The organism is Streptomyces sp. NPDC002868 (genome assembly GCF_055563295.1).
On record NZ_JBVHDR010000003.1, the window covers coordinates 539,912 to 559,883 of the forward strand.

At 68.3% G+C, this 19,972-nt stretch carries 15 protein-coding genes; 9 read left to right on the forward strand and 6 right to left on the reverse strand.

All coding sequences use genetic code 11. The features are described 5' to 3' along the window. Positions 1 to 132 precede the first annotated feature (132 nt). Positions 133 to 2,271, reverse strand: coding sequence for an MMPL family transporter (locus ACZ3H8_RS13165; RefSeq protein ID WP_467400936.1), 2,139 nt, complete (start codon positions 2,269 to 2,271; stop codon positions 133 to 135). Between the two features lie 219 nt (positions 2,272 to 2,490). Here ACZ3H8_RS13165 and ACZ3H8_RS13170 point away from each other — a divergent pair, with 219 nt between their 5' ends. Continuing rightward, a complete protein-coding gene (locus tag ACZ3H8_RS13170; RefSeq protein ID WP_467400938.1) occupies positions 2,491 to 3,759 on the forward strand; it encodes a sensor histidine kinase in 1,269 nt (422 codons plus the stop codon). 8 nt (positions 3,760 to 3,767) lie between these two features. Here the strand turns inward: ACZ3H8_RS13170 and ACZ3H8_RS13175 are convergent, their stop codons facing one another. Genes ACZ3H8_RS13175 through ACZ3H8_RS13185 form a run of 3 tightly spaced genes read right to left on the reverse strand, consistent with a single transcriptional unit; the run spans position 3,768 to position 6,264 of the window. Beyond that, a complete protein-coding gene (locus ACZ3H8_RS13175; protein WP_467400940.1) occupies positions 3,768 to 4,709 on the reverse strand; it encodes a glycosyltransferase family 2 protein in 942 nt (313 codons plus the stop codon). Further along, positions 4,706 to 5,512, reverse strand: coding sequence for a sugar phosphate isomerase/epimerase family protein (locus ACZ3H8_RS13180; protein ID WP_467400942.1), 807 nt, complete (start codon positions 5,510 to 5,512; stop codon positions 4,706 to 4,708). Before ACZ3H8_RS13180 ends, ACZ3H8_RS13175 begins: the two co-directional genes overlap by 4 nt. Positions 5,513 to 5,514: 2 nt before the next feature. Continuing rightward, on the reverse strand, positions 5,515 to 6,264 hold the full coding sequence (locus ACZ3H8_RS13185; protein WP_467400943.1) for an NAD-dependent epimerase/dehydratase family protein: 750 nt from the start codon (positions 6,262 to 6,264) through the stop codon (positions 5,515 to 5,517). 76 nt (positions 6,265 to 6,340) lie between these two features. Between ACZ3H8_RS13185 and ACZ3H8_RS13190 the strand changes: the two genes are divergently transcribed. The 4 genes from ACZ3H8_RS13190 to ACZ3H8_RS13205 all read left to right on the forward strand — a co-directional run bounded on the left by ACZ3H8_RS13190 (position 6,341) and on the right by ACZ3H8_RS13205 (position 10,857). Then, complete coding sequence (locus ACZ3H8_RS13190) at positions 6,341 to 7,462, forward strand: FAD-dependent oxidoreductase (protein WP_467400946.1); 1,122 nt, start codon at positions 6,341 to 6,343, stop codon at positions 7,460 to 7,462. Further along, positions 7,459 to 8,487, forward strand: coding sequence for a glycosyltransferase (locus ACZ3H8_RS13195; protein WP_467400947.1), 1,029 nt, complete (start codon positions 7,459 to 7,461; stop codon positions 8,485 to 8,487). The genes ACZ3H8_RS13190 and ACZ3H8_RS13195 overlap by 4 nt, the downstream gene beginning before the upstream one ends. Further along, the gene (locus ACZ3H8_RS13200) at positions 8,484 to 10,106 is read left to right on the forward strand and encodes a hypothetical protein (RefSeq protein ID WP_467400948.1); all 1,623 of its coding nucleotides are present in this window, start codon (positions 8,484 to 8,486) and stop codon (positions 10,104 to 10,106) included. Before ACZ3H8_RS13195 ends, ACZ3H8_RS13200 begins: the two co-directional genes overlap by 4 nt. Before the next feature lie 103 nt (positions 10,107 to 10,209). Then, on the forward strand, positions 10,210 to 10,857 hold the full coding sequence (locus ACZ3H8_RS13205) for a response regulator transcription factor (protein WP_467400951.1): 648 nt from the start codon (positions 10,210 to 10,212) through the stop codon (positions 10,855 to 10,857). A gap of 23 nt (positions 10,858 to 10,880) precedes the next feature. Here the strand turns inward: ACZ3H8_RS13205 and ACZ3H8_RS13210 are convergent, their stop codons facing one another. After that, positions 10,881 to 11,414, reverse strand: coding sequence for a GNAT family N-acetyltransferase (locus ACZ3H8_RS13210; protein WP_467400954.1), 534 nt, complete (start codon positions 11,412 to 11,414; stop codon positions 10,881 to 10,883). Between the two features lie 213 nt (positions 11,415 to 11,627). Between ACZ3H8_RS13210 and ACZ3H8_RS13215 the strand changes: the two genes are divergently transcribed. Next, complete coding sequence (locus tag ACZ3H8_RS13215; RefSeq protein ID WP_467400956.1) at positions 11,628 to 13,178, forward strand: DUF1996 domain-containing protein; 1,551 nt, start codon at positions 11,628 to 11,630, stop codon at positions 13,176 to 13,178. Positions 13,179 to 13,273: 95 nt separating this feature from the next. On the opposite strand, the gene ACZ3H8_RS13220 is transcribed toward ACZ3H8_RS13215, so the two are convergent. Beyond that, a complete protein-coding gene (locus ACZ3H8_RS13220; protein ID WP_467400958.1) occupies positions 13,274 to 13,762 on the reverse strand; it encodes a hypothetical protein in 489 nt (162 codons plus the stop codon). A gap of 102 nt (positions 13,763 to 13,864) precedes the next feature. Here ACZ3H8_RS13220 and ACZ3H8_RS13225 point away from each other — a divergent pair, with 102 nt between their 5' ends. The 3 genes from ACZ3H8_RS13225 (at position 13,865) to ACZ3H8_RS13235 (ending at position 19,874) form a co-directional block, all read left to right on the forward strand. Beyond that, entirely contained in the window at positions 13,865 to 16,954 is a 3,090-nt protein-coding gene (locus tag ACZ3H8_RS13225; protein ID WP_467400960.1) for an alpha-N-acetylglucosaminidase, read from the forward strand. 62 nt (positions 16,955 to 17,016) lie between these two features. Further along, a complete protein-coding gene (locus ACZ3H8_RS13230) occupies positions 17,017 to 17,811 on the forward strand; it encodes a tyrosine-protein phosphatase (protein ID WP_467400963.1) in 795 nt (264 codons plus the stop codon). A gap of 101 nt (positions 17,812 to 17,912) precedes the next feature. Beyond that, positions 17,913 to 19,874, forward strand: coding sequence for a hypothetical protein (locus ACZ3H8_RS13235; RefSeq protein WP_467400965.1), 1,962 nt, complete (start codon positions 17,913 to 17,915; stop codon positions 19,872 to 19,874). Positions 19,875 to 19,972: the final 98 nt, after the last annotated feature.

The window sequence follows — 19,972 nt, forward strand, 5'->3', positions numbered from 1 at the left end:
GCCGGACGGGCTTGACTTCCGCCGGGCGAAAATCAAGCCTCGCCGGCGTTTGAGGCGCGGGGTCCGGGGCGGAGCCCCGAAAATCAAGCCCCGCGGGCGATTGAGGCGCGGGGTCCGGGGCGGAGCCCCAGGTCAGGGTCGAGCCCCCGCCACCGCCGCGTCGCGGGCCGGCGGCGGTACGGCCGGCTCCCCCCGCTCCCGCCGCGGCGTCCGCCAGTTCCGCTCCCCCAGCAGCGCCATCACCGACGGCAGCAGCACCATCCGTACGATCGTCGCGTCCAGCAGCACCGCCACCGCCAGGCCCACGCCCATCTGCTGCATGTCCTGCATGGACAGCGTGCCGAACACCGCGAACACCGCCACCATGATCGCCGCCGCGCCCGTCACCGCGCCCGCCGTGCGGCGGATGCCCTCGCTGATCGCGGCGCGCGTGTCCGTCCCCCGGTCGCGCGCTTCACGGATCCGGGAGACCACGAAGACGTGGTAGTCCATCGACAGACCGAACAGCACCACAAGGACGAACAGCGGCATCCAGCTCTCGATCGCCCCGACCGCCTCCGTGCCGAGCGCCGACGCTCCCCAGCCATGCTGGAAGACCGCCACCATCACGCCGTAAGCCGCCGCCACAGACAGCAGGTTGAGCAGGATCGACGTCACGGCGATGACGTACGACCGGAAGCAGAACAGCATCAGCAGGAAGGTCACGGCCGTGATGAACGCGAAGACCGGCACGATGCCCCGCTTCAGCTGATCGTTGAAGTCGACCGACTCCGCAAGCTCTCCGCCCACAAAGACCTGCGCCCCGGTGCCGTCGAACGCCGCCGGCACCGTCTTCTCGCGCAGTTCCGTCAGCGCGTCCTTGGAGCGGCTGTCGCTGCCGTTGCCCGCCAGCGCCACCTCGATCTCCGCGACGTTCCGCGCCTTGTGCACGGTCACGTCGGACGGATCGAACTTCGCCAGCGCACCCCGCATCCGCTCCGAGTCGATGTCGTCCGCCTTGACGACCACCCGCGCCGGCTCGGGACCGCCCGGGAAGGCCTCCGTGATCCTCTTGTGCGCCACCGACAGCGACGCGTCCGAGCCGAACTGCTTCTCCATCCCGAGCTGTTCGGTCTTCATGCCCACCGCCGGCGCCGCCAGCGCCAGCAGCACCGCGACCGCGCCGAACGCGAACAGCTTCGGCTTCGCCAGTACGGGCCTGAGCACCGCCCCCGCCACCGCGCCGCTCTCGTGCGCGCCCTTCCTGCCACGCCGGTTCAGGAAGGGAATCCGCCCCGCGTCGATACGGTCCCCCAGCCACGCCAGCAGCGCGGGCAGCACGGTCACCGAGCCGAGCATCGCGATGAAGACGACGAGGATCGTGGCGAGCGCGAAGCCCTTGAAGAGCATCAGCCCGGACAGGAACATCCCGGCCATCGCGAGCATCACCGTCACGCCGGAGACGAGGACGGCCCGCCCGCTGGTCGCGGCCGCGATCCGCAGCGCGGTCTCCGCGTCGTGGCCCGCGGCCCGCTCGTCGCGCTCGCGCCGCAGGTAGAAGAGGCAGTAGTCGACGCCGACGGCGAGACCCATCAGGAACATCACGGAGTACGTGCTCTGGAACAGGTGCAGTTGGTGGCTGGCGAGCGACAGCAGGCCGAAGGCCGCCATGCAGGCGGTCAGCGCGAGACCGACCGGCAGCAGCGCGGCGACGACCGCCCCGAAGGCGACCAGCAGAATGCCGAGCGCCAGCGGCACCGCGGTGAACTCGGCCGTTTTGAAGTCCTCGGAGAGCAGATCGCCGAGCCACTTCTCCGCACTGGCCTGCCCGAACTGATGGACTTCGACCCCCTGTTGGGCCTTGCCCGTGTCCCGTACGGCATCGAGCACGGGCTGCACCCGGTCCGCCGCTGTCTTCGAATCCCCTTTGATCTGGAAGCGGATCAGCGCTTCCCTGCCGTCCTTGGAGGCGAGCGGCGGCTCGATCTTCTGCGCCTCGCCGGTCTTCTCGATGGCCGCCGCAAGCTCGCGCGCCGCGTCCTTCCAGCCGCCGGCCGTCTTGCTGCTGACCAGTACGAGCTCGCCGGCCGGCCGGTCCAGGTCCGCGTCGTCGAGGATCTTCTGGGCACGCGCGGAGTCACCCGTGCCCTGCTCGGACTCGGACATCTCGACCATCCCCGATGCCCCGCCGACGGCCGTGGCCAGGACGACGAAGAGCAGCCAGCCGATGATCGCCGTTCTGCGATGGTGTGCGCTCCACACGCCGATACGTGCCGCGAGGTTAAGCCTCATGGCGTCTTCGCCCCCAGAAGTAAGCGCCGAACAGGTCGAGTACGACGCTAGAAATCCGCGGGCCCGCGCCCCAGCCGTCAAGACCCCCTGCCGCAGAGCCGCAGGGCGAGGTCATGGGGGTGGTGCCAGGTACACCCCCACACGGTGTCGGGGGCCAGTGCCACCGCGCAGCGGTCCGGCCACACTTGTGCCTGAGACCGGGCAACGAGGAGAACCGCAATGAATACGTCGAAGACACGTCACGCGATGGTGGCCGGCGCACAAGGTCTGGCGCTGGCTCTGATGGCGCTGATCGGGTCGATCACGCTCTTCGTCCTGGCGGTGGTCTCCATCTCCCTGATCCCCATAGGCGTGGGTGTGTTCACCACTCCCGCCGTACTGTCCCTGGTGCGGGCCCACGTCAATCAGCGGCGGCTGCTGGCTGCCCAGTGGTCGTCGGTGCGGATCCCGGTGCCGTACCGCCCCTTCCCCCGGGACATGCGCACCGGCATCACCGGGCAGGTCGAGCGCTGCACGCTGATGCTGAAGGACCCGGCGACCTGGCGGGACCTGCAGTGGCTGCTGGTGGACATGACCGCGGGGGCGATCGTGGCGATCCTCCCGCCGGCGCTGATCCTGGACGGCATCTTCGGACTGCTGCTCCTGGCCGGTCTGTGGCTGCCGATCGTCGAGGCGGACGGCACGTACTGGTATTCCTTCGTACCGGTCGACGGATGGGGCACGGCCGGTCTTGCCGCGCTGCTCGGAGTCGTCTGGATAAAGGCCGCGCTGTACGGCAACCCGTTCCTGGTGCGCACCCACTTCCGGCTGGCCGGCTCCGTACTCACCCCGAACCGCGAGGAGGAGCTGGAGCAGCGCATCGGCCGGCTCACCGAGACCCGGCACGACGCGCTGGACACCTCCGCGGCCGAACTGCGGCGTATCGAGCGGGATCTGCACGACGGGGCGCAGGCCCGGCTGGTCGCCATGGGCATGAACCTCGGCACCATCGAGGCGCTCATGGAGAAGGACCCGGCGCAGGCCAAGGAGCTCATCTCGAAGGCCCGCGAGTCCTCCGCCGAGGCGCTGACCGAACTGCGCGACCTGGTCCGCGGCATCCACCCGCCGGTCCTGGCGGAGCGCGGGCTCGGCGACGCGGTCAAGGCGCTGGCGCTGCGGCTGCCGGTGAAGACCGAGGTGGACGTGGAGCTGCCGCGCCGCGCCGACGCTCCGGTGGAGTCGGCCGCGTACTTCGCGGTCAGCGAGGCCCTCACCAACGCGGTCAAGCACTCGGGCGCCGACCGGATCTGGGTCGACCTGTCGTACTCGGACGGCTCGCTGCGTATAGCGGTCACGGACAACGGCACGGGCGGCGCGGCCGTCGGAACCGGCTCAGGCCTGAGCGGCATCGAACGCCGGCTCGGTACATTCGACGGCGTACTCGCCGTCAGCAGTCCCGCAGGCGGCCCCACCATGGTCACCATGGAGATTCCTTGCGAGTTGTCCTAGAGGCGCGCCTACTGCTGCGACCCGCCTGCCGGGAACCTCTCTCGTCGCGATGCTGCCCCGTCCGAACCAGTCGGCACCGGGTTGTCACACGTTTCAGCCGCCCTGCGGCCACGACGTGACAGCAGCCGAATGCCGGCCGCTGAGCGCATGGGCGTGGGCATCGGCATGGGCATGCCGGGGTTGTACCGACCTGTGGCCGCCCTCATCAAGACACTGATGAGGTCCAGATTGGCTGCCACTGATTTGATCTTCGTGGGCGTTGGGCCGGGAGGATACACACGGCGGACGGGCACCTCACACGTCCGGTGCCCGAGGCGCGCCGCTCTGACCGGAAGGTAGGCCAGTAGTTCGTAGCCATCGAAGACATCACGGAAGACGCCCATCAGGGGATCGGCGAGAAGGCGCGCCGAGTGGGCCCGGAATCCGTTGGTCGTGTCGCTGTACCAACGCCTCGCTCCCGCGGAGATGACCGGAGCGTGCAGCATCCGAATCCCCCAGTACCGCGCCAGAGGAGTGTTGGAAGCCACCCCGCCGGGCACGAAACGAGAGCCCTGAACGAAGTCGTATCCCTCGTCGAGCGCGGTCACGAACCGGCCGATCGCCTCCACGCCGTCCTTACCGTTCCCATCGACCGTGATCACTCCCTCATAACCGTCGGACAGAGCGGCTGAGAAACCCATGCGCAACTGGGCACTCAATCGTCCGGCCCCGGTCTTGGTCAGCAGCGCCCTGACTCCGTGAGCGGCGAGGAAATCCGGCTCGAGAGAACCGTCCGAGCTCCCCCCGTCCGCGATGAGGACATCCATGCCGTGGCCGATCTCGGCCATACGGCAGAGCTGCGCACGGATCCGTCCACCCTCGTTGATGACGGGCACCACCACCGCGTACCGACTCCGGCGGACAGCGAAATCGCGGCGATGATGCGACGGGACCTGCACGGCGTCTGTCATTCCTGATCTCCAAACGTCTCGACCGCGTACCGGGCAGCGCGCTCCACCCCCGCAATGGCCTCTCCGGCATCCGGTCTCATTTCCACGCTCACGAAGTGGTCGTAGCGCACCGCCCGCAGGGCGGCCGCAAAGCCGATGTGCTTGTCGTTCGGTGCGCCGACCGGCCCAAGGTGCGGCTCACTCAGATGGGCATGGCGCAGAAGAGGCGCGAAGGCTCTCACACAGGCAGGAGCATCGTCCCCGGCCAAGGACATACAGGCACTGTCCAGGTGCAGCCGCAGGCCGGGCGCGTCGACTGCACGGACAACGGCTGCGGCTTCCACAGCCCGCGTGAGGTAGTCGGCGTCATACTCCACCGGATTGGCTTCCAGGCACAGGCATGCGCCCACCGCGTGGGCGCGCTCGGCCAGTCGCTCGAACACGTCTTTCGCGATCCGGTCCGCCTCATCAGGTGCTAGACGGCCCCGGCGTCGGTTGCGCGGGCTGCCGAAGACCATGGACACAGCACCCATGGCAGCGCAGAGCTCGATCACCCTGCCCAGGTAATCGACGAACTGCTCCCTGGTCTCACCGAACAGACTGAGATCGGGCCTTCGGAAGAGCAGCGACTGGGCGGCGACGACAGGCAGGCCCTCACGTGCCCATCGTTCGCCGTAGGCCTCCGCCTGCCTGAGGGACACCTGCGTGAGATCCGGCCACACCTTGGTCGGAGCCACCTCCAGGCCCGTCACGCCAACAGCCAGAAGCCGCTCGGCGATCTTCGAGTCATCGACGGGCTCCCAAGCGATGTTGCTGACCGCCACTCTCATTTCGCCACCGGCTGCTTCGAGAAGGTACGCAGCCGGGAGAGGATCTGTTCCTCCGTCAACAGATAGGGGCCAGGGGCATCGAACCGGTGCGCGTGCAACGTATGCATGTCGTAATCGACCCTCGGCACGCTGGTGCATGTCAGAGTGCGGTCGAAGACCTCGAGGCCCACTCGGTGCGCCGCCATCGGCTCGGTGGCGAGGTTCAGTACCGAGAGGCCGGCGTCGACGGCAATGTCGATATCGGAACTCAAGCGTGCCAGGTCGTAGAACTGGAACGTCGAGTCCCGGTGGCAGAACTCCTCTTGCCGGTCCAGCATCAGGTCATAGATCAGGTTCTTCCTCAGGCCCGGACCGAACAGAGCGGGGAGACGCATCACCAGCGCCGCCGCGTAGTGCCCCTGTACGAACCGCTCCAGTCGGAGCCGGTTGCGGCCATATGCCTGGGTGTGGTCGTCCGGTTCCACCACCGTTCGTTCATCGACACCACGCGGGTCGGGATAGACATCGACCGTGGAGATCAGGATCGCCCTGTCGGCACTGGCGTTTCCGAGGTGCCGAATGAGCTCGTCGACGGTCGCGGCATCGGCCTCGGGATCCGCGTTCGCCTGCCACTTTCGAGCGGGCACCGCGCTGATCACCAGCCGCGCGAAGTGCCCGGACAGTTCCGCGATGTTGGCGCGATGGAACGTCCGGTCGTAACGACGCTGTCGAAGGAGGTTGCTGCCGACGAACCCGGTGTGGCCCACAAGACCGTTGATCACGACGGCCCTCCTCAAGACAAAAGACAACGAATGCGACTTTTAGTCATGTTAAGGTCTAGCCGTGCCAAAAGAGTGCTACTCCGCCGTGGTTCTCGGCGCCGGCGCGTTCGGACTACGAGCCGCCGAGTTGTTGCTCGCACAGCAGCTTCGCGTCGCGATCATCGACATCGAGAGCCGTCCTCTTGTACGTGCGAGCCTGATCAATCAAGCCAGAGTGCACAACGGCTACCACTACCCGCGGAGCGCCTACACCGCGCTCCGTTCTGCGCATTACTACGGACGGTTCCTCAAGGACTTCCCCCTCGCTATCAACCGGCGATTCAGAGCTGTGTACGCGGTAGCCGCAGAGGGCAGCTACATCGATGCGGCGCACTTCGAAAAATTCTGCTCCACGGTCGGCGTTCCGGCGCGCCGCATCGAAGAATCGGACCTCTTCCGTCACGGCACCGTGGAAGCCGCCTACGAAACCGATGAGTACACCTTCGATGCTCCGGCGCTGCGGGCCGCCCTTCTGGCACGCCTTGAAAGATATGAGCACAACCTTGACTGGTACTTGGGCGACACCGTCTCTTCCAGTGAGCGAGACGACGCGGTATGGCACATTCGACTGCGCTCCGGCACCGTTATCGAGACAGCTCGTGTCGTCAACGCAACATATGCCAGCACCAATGCTCTGCTCGCGGTCTTCGGTCTGGAACCAGTGCCGCTGAAGTACGAGTTGTGCGAGGTCGTCCTGGTGGATTCGCCCGCCCACGACGGTACCGGGGTCACCATCATGGACGGCCCCTTCTTCTCCTTCATCCCCTTCGGACACAGCGGCTTGCACAGTCTGACAGCCGTCGACTACACACCACGGGCTGTCAGCACAGACGTCCTCCCCACATTCGCCTGTCAGTCACTCAATCAGTCGTGTACTCCGTGGACCCTGGCGAACTGCGGCACCTGTTCAGCCCGCCCATCCACCAGTTACCCGTACATGCACGCGCTCGCGAGCCGCTTCCTTCGACACGCCACGGTCATACGTAAGGTCGAGAGTTTGAACAGCGTTAAGGTGGTATTGCGTAGCACCGAAGTGGATGATGCACGGCCAACGCTCATCCGCGTCGAATGCGAGCGACCGTCCTTCATCACTCTGTTCGGCGGAAAGATCAACACAATTTACGACCTCGACGGGGCGCTGTGAAACACAAGACATTCGCGAGCGTCGTGCTCTACACGCGCGACGACCAAGAGGCGGTCGCGATGCTTCTCGAACGGGTCGGCCCTTGGTTCGAAAGCCACTTCGAACTCTACGAGATCGTGGTTGTCGACGACGCTTCGGTGGGCTCCGAGCCGCGGATCACTCAGGTCGCAACGGAGCTTGGATTGAACGTGGTGTCAATCCTACTGGCCCGCCGGCACGGTCTGGAGGCTGGAATCAAGGCCGGTCTTGACCGGGCCATGGGTGACTGGGTCTTCGAAATCGACAGCGTTCACATCGACTTCGACCTGAACGTTCTGGAGGAAATGTTCAACGTCGGCTCGCAGGGCTACGACATCGTGACGGCGAGCGGTGACGACGGACCGTTGCGCAGTCGGCTCTTCTACCGCTTCGTCAACCATTGCGCCGAACTTGACACGCCGCTGCGCTCCGAGCGGGTTCGGCTCAGCTCCAGACGTGCACTGAATTCCATGCTCGCCATGCGAGAGAAGGTCCGTTACCGAAAGGCCTTGTATGCGGTCCTCGGATACCGCCATCACCATCTGCGATACGAGCAGGTAGGGAGCAGCGCCGGGCGACGTCCTCTCCGAGTGGACCGAGAGACCTGGAGCTTGGCCTTCGACATCTTGCTGTCCTTCTCGGGGTTCGGACTTCGACTCGCTCATCGACTTTCACTCGTCTTCGGAGCCCTGTCCGTCGCAGTAATCTGCTACGCCGTCACCGTCTTTCTGTGCAAGGAAGACGTCATCCAAGGCTGGACAACTCTCACCATCCTGGTGTCCGGGGGCTTCTCCGGCCTGTTCCTCATCCTGGGTATCCTGGGTGAGTATCTGTCCCGCATTTTGATCGAAGTCCGCGGCCGCCCGATGTACTCGGTCCGCGAAACATTCGTCCACACCTCGCTGGGTGCGTCCGACCATCGTGGGCCGTCCGAGTTCATCCTGCGCCAACTGGATCAGTCGGGATCAGAGCCGCCACGCACACCCGTGACCGGATCGGCTCGATGAGTACGTCGACCCCAGTCCCCGCGCGCGAACACGGCATCCCTGAACTTCACCACTCCGAGCATTCGATGCCACACTGGCTGCCGAAGCTCGCGTGGGCGACACTCGCACTGGTCGTCGGCTTCCTGGTCCTGCGGTACTGGAGGAATCCGCCGTACTCCCCGGATTCCTGGTCCTACTACGAGCTGTCCAAAAGCATCGCCACCGACTTCTTCCGTATCAACACGTACCGCAACTACCAGTCTCCCCATCCGTACGGAACTTCTTTCGGCCCGCTCTGGCCCATGGCAATCTGGGCGACGGCTGCAGCCACACATACGGCCTCGCATGCGGGTTTCATCACCGCATTTCTCTGCGTAGCCGGGACGGCAGCAGCGATCGAGGCCTTCGGGCGGAGTTCGTCCGGGATCAGAGGCCTTGGGCCCGTCGTCACCCTCGGGCTGTTGTCCTTTCCACCGTACGCGGACGAAGTGGTAGCGGCCCGCAGTATGCCGTTGACACTCATGCTCCTCGCCCTGCTCCTCTGGGCACTGTCAACCGTCCGGAGAAGAGGCATCTGGACGGCCGCCGCCGTGGGCGCCCTCGCCGCCGGGCTGGTCCTCACACGTGCCGACACACTCCTGGCCCTGCTCCTGCTCGCTGTCCTGTTGCTTGCGACGGCACAACACCCGCGTCGGAGGCAAGCACTCGTCGCCGCGCTGGCGTTCACCACTGTGATGATTCCCTGGGCGGCTTACGGACTGATCCATTTCAGAACGCTTCTGGTCACCGACAACAAGATCATCGCCAGCGCGGTGCCGCAGCACTATGTGACGGACGTGATCAAGACGCACGAAGTCGTCACCCTCCAGGACGACCCATGGGGCTGGCTGCAGCGCGTTGTCGGCAATGTCCCCCTAGTGGCCGAGTCGTGGTGTCAGGCGCTCATTCTCGCCTCGCATCTCGTGCTCCTGCTCGCCGTCGTGGGACTGCTGATGCGTATCCAAGGCCGTGGCTCTGGAATCCGATGGTTGTGGCTGCCCATCGCTGCTCTTGTCTCGTTCACCGTGCAGGTGGCCGTCGCGGAACTGACGACACGTTACCTGGATGCCCGATACCTCAGCTCCGCGGTGCTTCTCCTGCTCATCGCCGCCACCTGCTGGATTCTGCGTGGCAGAGTACCCGGACCGATCAATCCCCGTATCGCCGCACTCATCGGCCTTGCGCTCGTGCTGCTTCCCGCAGCGCGCACGGGCTGGTACCAGCTGACCCAGGTACCGCCCGCGGCCGACAGCACCCTCAGCGACACAGTGATCGCACAGGAGTTGGACCGCTGCCACGATGGATCAGCCACACTGATCTCCCAGGGGGCCCTCGCCGTGCGCCACGGCGCGCTCACCGGGAAGAGGAGCGGATTCTTCCCCGGCAACCTGACTGCCATGTCCGTCTCGCAGCGACGAGAGTGGATCGCCGACTACAAGGTTGGGTACTTGTACGTGCCGCCACTGCCGCAAGGAGACGAACAAGCACTCACCGCAGGCCTGTTGGACTCACCGGCGTTGCTCTCAGCCGCTGCCACGCTCACCCCTGATCCGTGTATGCGCACGGGAAGGCTCTACCGAGTTTCACTGTCATCACCGTGAGCACGGGTCAGGGCTGCCCGGACTCGGTACATTCGACGGCATGCCGGCCGACCACAATCGGGCGAGCGGCACCGCAGATGACCACCCTGGAGATGGAGCCCCCTTGCGCGTTGTCCTGGCCGAAGATCTGTTCCTGCTGCGCGACGGCCTGGTCCGCATGCTCGAGGCGTACGACTTCGAGATCCTGGCCGCCGTGGAGAGCGGCCCCGAACTCACCAAAGCGCTCGCGGAGTTGGAGCCGGACGTCGCTGTCGTCGACGTCCGGCTTCCGCCTTCACACACGGACGAGGGCCTGCAGTGCGCACTGGCGGCGCGGCGGGCGAGGCCCGGGCTGCCGGTGCTCGTTCTCTCCCAGCATGTGGAGCAGTTGTACGCGCGTGAGCTGCTGGCCGACGGCATCGGCGGGGTGGGCTATCTCCTCAAGGACCGGGTCTTCGACGCGGAGCAGTTCATCGACTCGGTACGGCGGGTGGCAGCGGGCGGTACGGCGATGGATCCACAGGTGATCTCCCAGCTGCTGTCGCGGCGGACGCAGGACAAGCCGATGGGCGGGCTGACGCCGCGTGAGCTGGAGGTCATGGAGCTGATGGCGCAGGGCCGTTCCAATGCGGCGATCGCCGGGCAACTCGTGGTCACGGAGCGGGCGGTGGCCAAGCACACCTCGAACATCTTCGGGAAGCTGGGGCTGCCCGTGTCGGACGACGACAACCGGCGGGTGCTGGCGGTGCTGGCGTATCTGGACCGCGGTTAGAGCCGTGGACAACCGCGGCAGCGTCAGGCCTGGTACTCCGTGAGGTCGATCGCGTAGACGTGCAGCGGGTAGCCGAACTCCGGGTGCCTCGTCTCGTGCTCCAGCACCATGCCCAGCTTGCGCATCACGTTCTCGGACGCGTCGTTGCCGAGCCGCGCGATGCTGATCACCCGGTCCAGCCCGCGGTCCTGGAGCGCGAACTCCAGTGAGGCGTGGGCGGCTTCGGAGGCGTACCCCTGGCCCCAGAACGGCCGCCCCAGCCGCCAGCCGATCTCCACGGCGGGCAGCACCTCCGGCAGAAAGTGCGGCACGGACAGGCCCACGAAGCCGGCCAGTTCGCCGGAGGCGAGCAGTTCGACGGCGAAGAGGCCGAAGCCCTCCTCGTCCCACTCCTCCTCCCAGCGCTCGATGGCCTCCGCCGTCTGCTCCAGGTCGCGGACCGAGCCGTCACCGATCCATTGCATGACCTCCGGGTCGGCGTTGATCTCGGCCATGGGGACGAGGTCGTCGTCGTGCCAGCGGCGCAGGAGGAGTCGGGGGGTCTGGATCTCGGTCATGGCGTCCATCCTGCCATCCCCACCGCCGTCCGACTTCAGCGCAATGCGCCGGATTTACTCATGGAGATTTCTACGAATTCCAACGGCGGCTGAACACCCCATGAGCCCCAGCCGTATTGAACGTCGCGCTTCTCCCTCTGCCGGGGAACGTCGCGCTTCTCCCTCTGCCGGGACCCCCCTAACCCACACCCGGCAACGAAGCAGAGGAGTTCCATGGGACGCAACAGAAAACGCTCGACTCTGGCGAACCGGGCGATAGTCGCCTCGGCCGCATTGATCCTGGGCGGGGGTGGACTGGTCGCGGTCAATACGTATGCCTCCGCAGGCGAAGGCTGGTCCTGGTCCGGCCAGCAGAACGAGCAGACGCAGAATCAGACAAAGGGCGCCGGACAGACGGCCTCCACCATCGACTGCCCCGAGGTCGCGAACGATTTGCCAGACGTGCCCGAACAGGCGCGTCCGGAAGTCGACCGGGAACTGGCAACGATGGACAGCCAGATCACCGACGCGTACCAGAAGTTCGCAGAACAGAAGGAGCAGATCGAACAGGATCCCCAACTGGCCCAGAACGCCATTCTGAATCCGCTGAAGGACAAGCGGGCGGCGAGCATCGACCGTATTTCCGGCGCCATCGGCCGGGCCGGCCAGCAGCCGCAGGGGCTTGATGACCTCGCCCCCTGCGTCATGCGCGCCGACGACAGCGACAACGCCGGCGAAGGTGACAACGGCGGCGACGGACAAGACGACGGACAGAACGGCGACGGACAGGGAGACGGACAGGACGACGGTCAAGGTGACGGCCAGGACAATGGTCAGGATGGTGGCCAGGATGGCGGCCAGGACGACGGTCAAGGCGATGACCAGGGCGGGCAGGCCGGAAACGGCCCCGAAGCCTCCGACTTCGTCGACATCCAGTCCGTAGAGCCGAACGTCCAGCAGCCCCAGCAGCAGGGTGGCGGATCCAAAGGCACCTTCACCACCGAATGCGGGAAGAACGAGAACGGAAAGTTCAACCCGGACAATGTCATCGTCGCCCCAGGTGTAGCCAACGGCGCGCACCATATGCACGATTACGTCGGCAATCAGGCCAATGACGCGTTCGCCAGCGACGACGATCTCGCAGGAGGTGACACCACCTGCCAGAACCAGGGCGACAAGTCCACGTATTACTGGCCTGTCCTGCGACTTCAGAACGGGCAGGACGAGAACGACGCCAACGCCGACGGCGGCGGCAATGACAAGAACGTCGGAGAGATCCAGACTCCGTCCCAGGTCACGCTGAATTTCGTCGGCAGTCCGGTCAGCAAGGTCACCGCGATGCCCCGCTTCCTGCGGATCATCACCGGTGACGCCAAGGCATTCACCAATGGTGACGCGAATGCCAATGCCTCCTGGAGCTGCACCGGTTTCGAGGACCGGCAGCTGAAGGACAAGTATCCGATCTGCCCCGAGGGCAGCCAGGTGGTACGGAGCTTCAAGTTCCAGAGCTGCTGGGACGGCCAGAACACCGACAGTGCGAATCACCGCACCCATGTTGCCTTCGCGGACGACAACGGCAACTGCGGCGATGGATTCCAGGCGATCCCGCAGCTGGTCCAGCGGATCGTTTACGACGTCCCGCCGGGTCCCGGCTTCGCGGTCGACTCCTTCCCGGAGCAGCTGCACAAGCCGATCACCGACCACGGTGACTTCATCAACGTCTTCGACGAGGACCTGATGAACGAGGTGGTGGACTGCATCAACACCGGCCAGAAGTGCCAGTGACCCGCTGGCACTGATCCCCTGACACGACCCGGATCGGCTCCCCTGAGCGGGGGGCCGATCCGGCTGTCACGGCCCCCCACCCCATACCTGCGCGGTCAGCTCCCGTGGTGTTCCGAGTGGTCCTGCTCGCTCCCCCCACTGCCACCACTACTCCCCGAGTGGTGCTGCGAGCCGGTCTCCACATTCCCACCGAGCCGGCCGCGCAGCGCCGTGACCACCTTCGCCTCGCCGACCGCGACCCATTTGCGGCCGACGAGATACGAGCCGCCGTAGTCATTGGCCTCGTTGATCCATTCGCGCTGCCCTCTGTCGGTGGCGAAGGTGGCCAGCACATACTTCCCGTCGCCGGTCGTGCAGTTGGCCTGCCGCAGCTCGGCCGCATCCGTCTGGATGTTCGGTTTGCACTCCGCCTTCTCGGCCAGCTGTTCCAGGGTGCCCGTCGCCGTCTTCGGGGGGTTGGGTTCCTTGTCTCCGCCACGCCCGTCGCCGTCGCCCGATCCGCAGGCCGTGGCAAGGGTCAGCGCCAGAACTGCCAGTGCTGCGCGGGCCGTCCGCCTCGCGCCCGTGTTCGTACTCGTCCGCATCCGGCCATCGTGCCCTGTCAGCCACCATTCGCGCGAGGGAACTCCAGATAACCTGCGCTCCGCACGCACCTGTTGTCACGTGAGCAACACGGAGGAGCGCTGATGATCGAGCTGTCGAGACGTACGGTGCTGGGCACAGCGGGAGCGATCGGCGTGGGAGCGGCATTGGCCGGACACAACCCCGCGGCCGCCGCACCCGCGGCCCGATTCGCCACCGCACCCGCACAGGCCGCACTCCTGCGGCTGCTGCCCCGGCACGCCGGCCAGTTCCGGCTCCGGGCGCTGGAGGGACCCGAGCGTTTCCGGGTCACCGGCTCGACCGGCCGTATCGAGGTCGCGGGCACCAGTCCCGCCGTACTCCTCACCGGAGTGCACTGGTACCTCAAGTACGTCTGCCGGGCACACATCTCATGGTCCGGGAGCCGGCTGGACCTGCCGGGGCGGCTGCCCGCTCCCCGCACGGCGCTCGAGCGGTCGGCGACCGTCCCGCACCGGTTCGCGTACAACGACACGCACGACGGCTACACCGCCCCGTACGCCGACTGGGCCCGCTGGGAGCGGCTGCTCGACGTCCTCGCCCTGCACGGCTGCAACGAGGTGCTGGTGACACCCGGCCAGGAGGCGGTCTACCACCGGCTCCTTATGGACTTCGGATACTCCGACACAGAGGCCCGCACCTGGCTGCCCGCGCCATCCCACCAGCCGTGGTGGCTGCTGCAGAACATGAGCGAGTACGGCGGCCCCCTCTCACCCGAGCTCATCGGCAGACGTACCGGCCTCGGCAGACGGATCTGCGACCGGATGCGCGAACTGGGCATGCGCCCGGTCCTGCCCGGCTACTTCGGCACGGTCCCGGACGGCTTCGTCGCCCGCAATCCCGGCGACGCCCGCGTCATCCCGCAGGGCAGCTGGAACGGGCTGCGCCGCCCCGACTGGCTGGACCCCCGCACCCAGAGCTTCGCCGACGTCGCCGCCGCCTTCTACCGCCACCAGTCGGAACTGTTCGGCGACGTCGCCCACTTCAAGATGGACCTGCTGCACGAGGGCGGCACCGCCGGGGACGTCCCGGTGGCGGACGCCGCCCGCGCCGTCGAGAAGTCCCTGCACGCCGCCCGCCCCGGGGCCACCTGGGTGATCCTCGGCTGGCAGTCCAACCCTCGGCCCGCGCTCCTCGACGCCATCGACACCGACCGGGTGCTGATCGTCGACGGGCTCTCGGACCTGGACACGGTCACCGACCGGGAGACGGCCTGGGGCGGCGCGCCCTACGCGTTCGGCACCATCCCGAACTTCGGCGGGCGTACGTACCTCGGGGCGAACACCGACCGGTGGACTCAGAAGTTCACCGCCTGGCGCGACAAGCCGGGCAGCGCGCTGGCCGGCACCGCGTACATGCCGGAGGCCGCCGAGCGCGACCCCGCCGCCCTGGAGCTGTTCAGCGAGCTCGCCTGGCGCGAGGAGCGGATCGACCGGGAGGCGTGGTTCGCCGAGTACGCCGAGATCCGCTACGGCGGCGAGGACAGCTCGGCGCGCACCGCCTTCGCCGCGCTCGCCGCCACCGCGTACAAGCTCACCAGCACCGACGGCCGCCCGTACGACTCGCTGTTCTGCCGCCGCCCCAGCTTGACCGCGTCCATCGGCACCGCCTTCGACCCGGCTGCGTTCGACCGGGCGTTCGCGGCGCTGCTCGGCGTACGGCTTTCGCTGCGCGACAGTGACGCCTACCGCCACGATGTGACCGACCTGGCCCGCCAGGCCCTCGCCAACCGCTCCCGTACGCTGCAGCTCCCGCTGCGCGTCGCCTATCTGAGCAAGGACGTGGACACCTTCCGCGCCCTCACCGCGCTGTGGCTGAAGCTGATGCGGCTGAGCGACACGATGGCCGGCTGCCATCGCGCCTTCCTTCTCGGCCCCTGGCTGGAGGACGCCAAACGGCTGGCCACCAGCGCGGAAGAGGCGGTGGAGCTGGAGCGCACCGCCCGGGCGCTGATCACCACGTGGGCGGACCGGGCGGCGGCGGGCGAGCTCAGCAACTACGCCAACCGGGACTGGCACGGGCTGATCAACGACGTCCATGTGCCGCAGTGGGAGGCGTATCTGGACGAGCAGGCCGCCGCGATGGCCGAGGGCCGCGCGCCCAAGTCCTTCGACTGGTATCCGGCGGAGGAGGCCTGGACGAAGGACCGGCGCGCCTATCCGGTGCGGGCGACGGGTGACGCGTACCGCACGGCCCGGCGGGTGTACGACACCCTCGCGACCGCCCCCTACCAGGGCTTCGTCGACGTCACCGTGGACCCGCCGGCCTTCACGCCCGGCAGCATCGGGATCGCCACGGCCGCCTTCCGCAATCTGAACGGGCTGCGATCGACCGGACGCGTCGACTTCGCCCTGACGGGCCTTGCCGCAGAGCCACAGGGCGAGCCGTTCCTGACGAGCGTCCCGGCGGGCGGCACCGGCGCGGTCGGCTGGCGGGTGACGGCCCCGGCCGAACCCCTCACCGAGCCGCTGGTCCCGATGCCGTACGAACTGCGCACGCAGTACGGCCCGCGCGGTGAGGAGCGGGTGACCGTGACCCACAAGGACGCCCTCTGGATGGCGTCGCCGCTCGATCCCGAGTGGCGCACGTTCACCAGTAACAGGGCGGTCTTCGGACAACTCGGCGACCGCTTCGCGATCAACGGCGCGGGCAACGACCTGTGGCGGGGCACCACCCACTTCGGCACCGCCTACCGTGAGGGCGCGCTCACTGCGGGAACGAGCGTCGTCCTGCGGGTGGACTCCCAGGAGAACACCAGCAGTTGGGCCCGGGCGGGCATCGTCGTACGCAACGCCCTGGCCACCCCCGGCGCCGCCGGCTTCCTGAATCTGGCCGCGACACCCGGCCAGGGCATCGTGCTGTCGTACGACACGAACGGCGACGGCACCCTGGACACGTACAGGCGCATCACCGGCGTCAGGGCCCCGGTACTGCTGAGGCTCACCCGCAACGCGGGGACCTCCTTCACCGGTGCCTGCTCGACGGACGGCGGCTCCACCTGGCGCACGATCGCCACGGTGTCCGTGCCGAGAGCTGCCGCCGCTCAGGACGTGGGGCTGTTCATGAGCGCCGCCAGCGGCGGCAGCGGGGCCCGGGGCACGGTGCGGTTCAGCGGGTGGTCGATCACGGCGCCGCCGTCGACTACCGTTCCGTAAGAAAAGGATCTTTCCGGTAGATCCAGCAGATATCGATGTGCTGAGTCAGGGAGCCGCCCGCCATGACCGCGATCCCCGCCACCACCGTCGCCAACCTCCGCGACCTCGGCGGCACTCCCCTGCGCTGCGGCCGTTCCGTACGATCCGGTCTGCTCTTCCGCTCCGGGTCGCTCGACCGGCTCGACCCCGCCGCCGATCCGGCCGTCGCCGCGCTCGGGATCCGTACGGTCGTCGACTTCCGCACCGCGGCCGAGCGCCTCGCCCGCCCGGACCACATCCCGCCGGGCGGGCGGCTGCTGCTCGCCGATGTGCTCGCCGACCAGGTGGCGTCCGGCAAGATGCCGGCCGCCGCGCAGCTCAAGCGGGTGCTGGCCGATCCGGTGCTCGCCGAGGGGGAGTTGGGCGGCGGCCGGGCGCAGGCGCTGTTCGCCGACACCTACCGCGGCTTCGTCAGCACCGGCTCGGCGCGCGCCGCCTATGGCGCCTTTCTCAATGAAGTCGCCGACCCCGAGTCCGGCCCGCTGCTCTTCCACTGCACGGCGGGCAAGGACCGCACCGGCTGGGCCGCGACGATCGTCCTCACCCTGCTCGGCGCGGAGCCGGAGACCGTCGAGGTGGAGTACCTGGCCGTCAACCCGGCGGTACGGCAGGCCTTCGCCCCGCTCGTCGAGGGATACATCGCGCAGGGCGGCGACCCCGAGACCGCCCTCGCGATCATCGGCGTGGTGCCGGAGTATCTGGCCGCGGCGCTGGACGAGGTCGATGGCCGCTACGGCACGATGGAGAAGTACGTGTGCGAAGGGCTCGGCGTCCCCGCGGCTGCGATCGAGCGCATCCACGAGCGGCTGGCCGGCTGAGCGCGGCGCGGTCGACGACGGCGCGGTCGACGGCGGCACCGCCCGCTGCCCCGATCGGGGTGTGCCGGTGACCATAGGACCATTCGCTCGTTCTGCTGAACGTGCGCCCACAGGATGTCGTCATCACACCCGCCCCGTCGGCCCCCGCTCCCGCCCCCGGCCCTGTCTCGGTCGAGCAGGCCGAGGCGGCCCTAGTCGAGCACTACCCCCGGCTCGTGCGGATCGCGTATCTCGTTCTGCCTCCGTCCCTCGGGCGCAACCGCCGTGTGCTGACCGCGCACGCCCTCGTGCAGCGCTCGCTCCCGCGCGGCCGCACCACCCCCGCGGGAGCCGCGGACGCCGCGATCCCGCCCTCCCGCCGCGCGCAGGGCGACACCGACCCGGGGTACGCGTATGTACGGGGGCGGGTGCTGCGCCAGGCCCTGGACGCCGGGCTTCCGCTGATGCGGGCGGCCTGGCCGAAGCGCGCCCAGCTGCCGCCGCTGCTGCCGCACGTCTGGGGCCTGCGGGTCTTCCCGCGCTCCGGCGGCGCCGATGAACTCGCTCTGGACCAGCGGCTCTCCGCGCTCTCCGGGCCCGCCAGGGCCGCGTATGTACTGCGCGGTCTGGAGGAGCTGCCCGACACCGATGTACGTCACGCCCTCACCGCCGCCGGGGTGGCGGACCCGCATGCGGCGCTCGCCGAGGCGGACGGGATGGACACGGCGGGGGATGTCGCGCTGCTCGAATCCCCGGAGTTCGACCCGTGTTCGCTGCAGGCGCGCCCCACCGATCTGATGCGCCGCCGCCAGCACGTCAAGGCCGCACTGGTGGCGGCCGCGGCCCTCGCGGTGTGCGGCGCGCTGCTCGGGCTGCCGGGCGACGGCTGGGGTCCGGACGGTGCGGCCGCGCCGCCGTACGCACGCAATCCCGCCGCCGAATCCGCCCTGGATCCCACCCGGTTGACGCGGGTCTCCCCCACGGCGTGGCAGCACTTGTCCCGTACGGACTTCTCCGTCTGGCCGGCCCGCGGAGGTCTCACCGATGACCATGCCCTGCTGCGCCGCGCGCTCGCCGTCTGGGCCAGGCCCGGCAGCGCGGTCCAGGTCTCCGCGACCCCCGGCACACCGCCCGGCCCGCCGATGGGCCCGCCGCAGCTGCTGTACGCGGGCGAGGTCGACCAGGCGCGTGTGGTGCTTCTGCACGACGGACTGCGCGTCGTCCGGTACGCCGAGCCCAAGGACGGCACCGGCGGCGTGGCGCTCGACTTCGCGCGTACGGACGGGGCCGACGCCGCCTCGGCGGGCGCGCTGGTGGCAGGCCGCACCGACGGCAATGTCCGCTATCTGACCGCGCCCTGGGTGCGGAAGGCCTCCGTACGGAACCTGCTCGACCCGGCTTCGGAGCCACAGCCGCTGTCCCGCGACGAGGACGGGCTCACGGCCCCGCTGGCGAGTCCGGCGCAGGCGCGTGACTGCAAGGCCTGGGACGTGCTGGAGCTGCGCGACGACACGGCCGACCGGCTGCTGACCGACCTCGGTGAACTGACCCCCGCCCGGCTCACCTCGGGCCCGCCGTCCGCCCCGCGGGACGTCACCGGCAAGGCGGAGCGCGCCTTCTGGGCCCGCACGGCCTGTCTGCTGCCCGGGGTGCGGGCGCACGGTGTGCGCAGCGTCAACTCGTGGCAGTACGCGAAGCAGCCGCTGCCCGATTCGAACGGCACGGCTCACTGGCTGTGCACCCGCGCGGAGACCTGGCAGGGCACCGGGAGCCGGGTCATGGCCCAGTTCCAGGCCCCGGCCGCGCAGGCCGGCGCCCCCGCCGCGATCGCGGCGCGGGCCGAGGACTCGCCGGCCTGCGGGGTGCGGGATCCGAAGGTGCTGGCGGGCGTGCTCTGGAAGTCGCGGGCGGGACGGTGGTACGTACTCGCGGCGGGCAGCGGGCAGTTCACATCGATCGCGACATCGGGCGGGGTCGACGGCAGCGCGAAGGGCAAGCTGCTGGCGGTACCCGCGCGGGAGGGCGCGCGGGCGGAGCTGAACGGCCGTCTGGTGGACGGCAGTCGCGTGGGCGCGCTGCACTGAACCGCTCCTGTGGCCTCTCCCGAGGCCGCTCTCGGCCATCCGCTGCCGGGGCGGGCGGCTGGTCCTGGACCTGTGCACGACGCCCGTTAGGGTGTTCG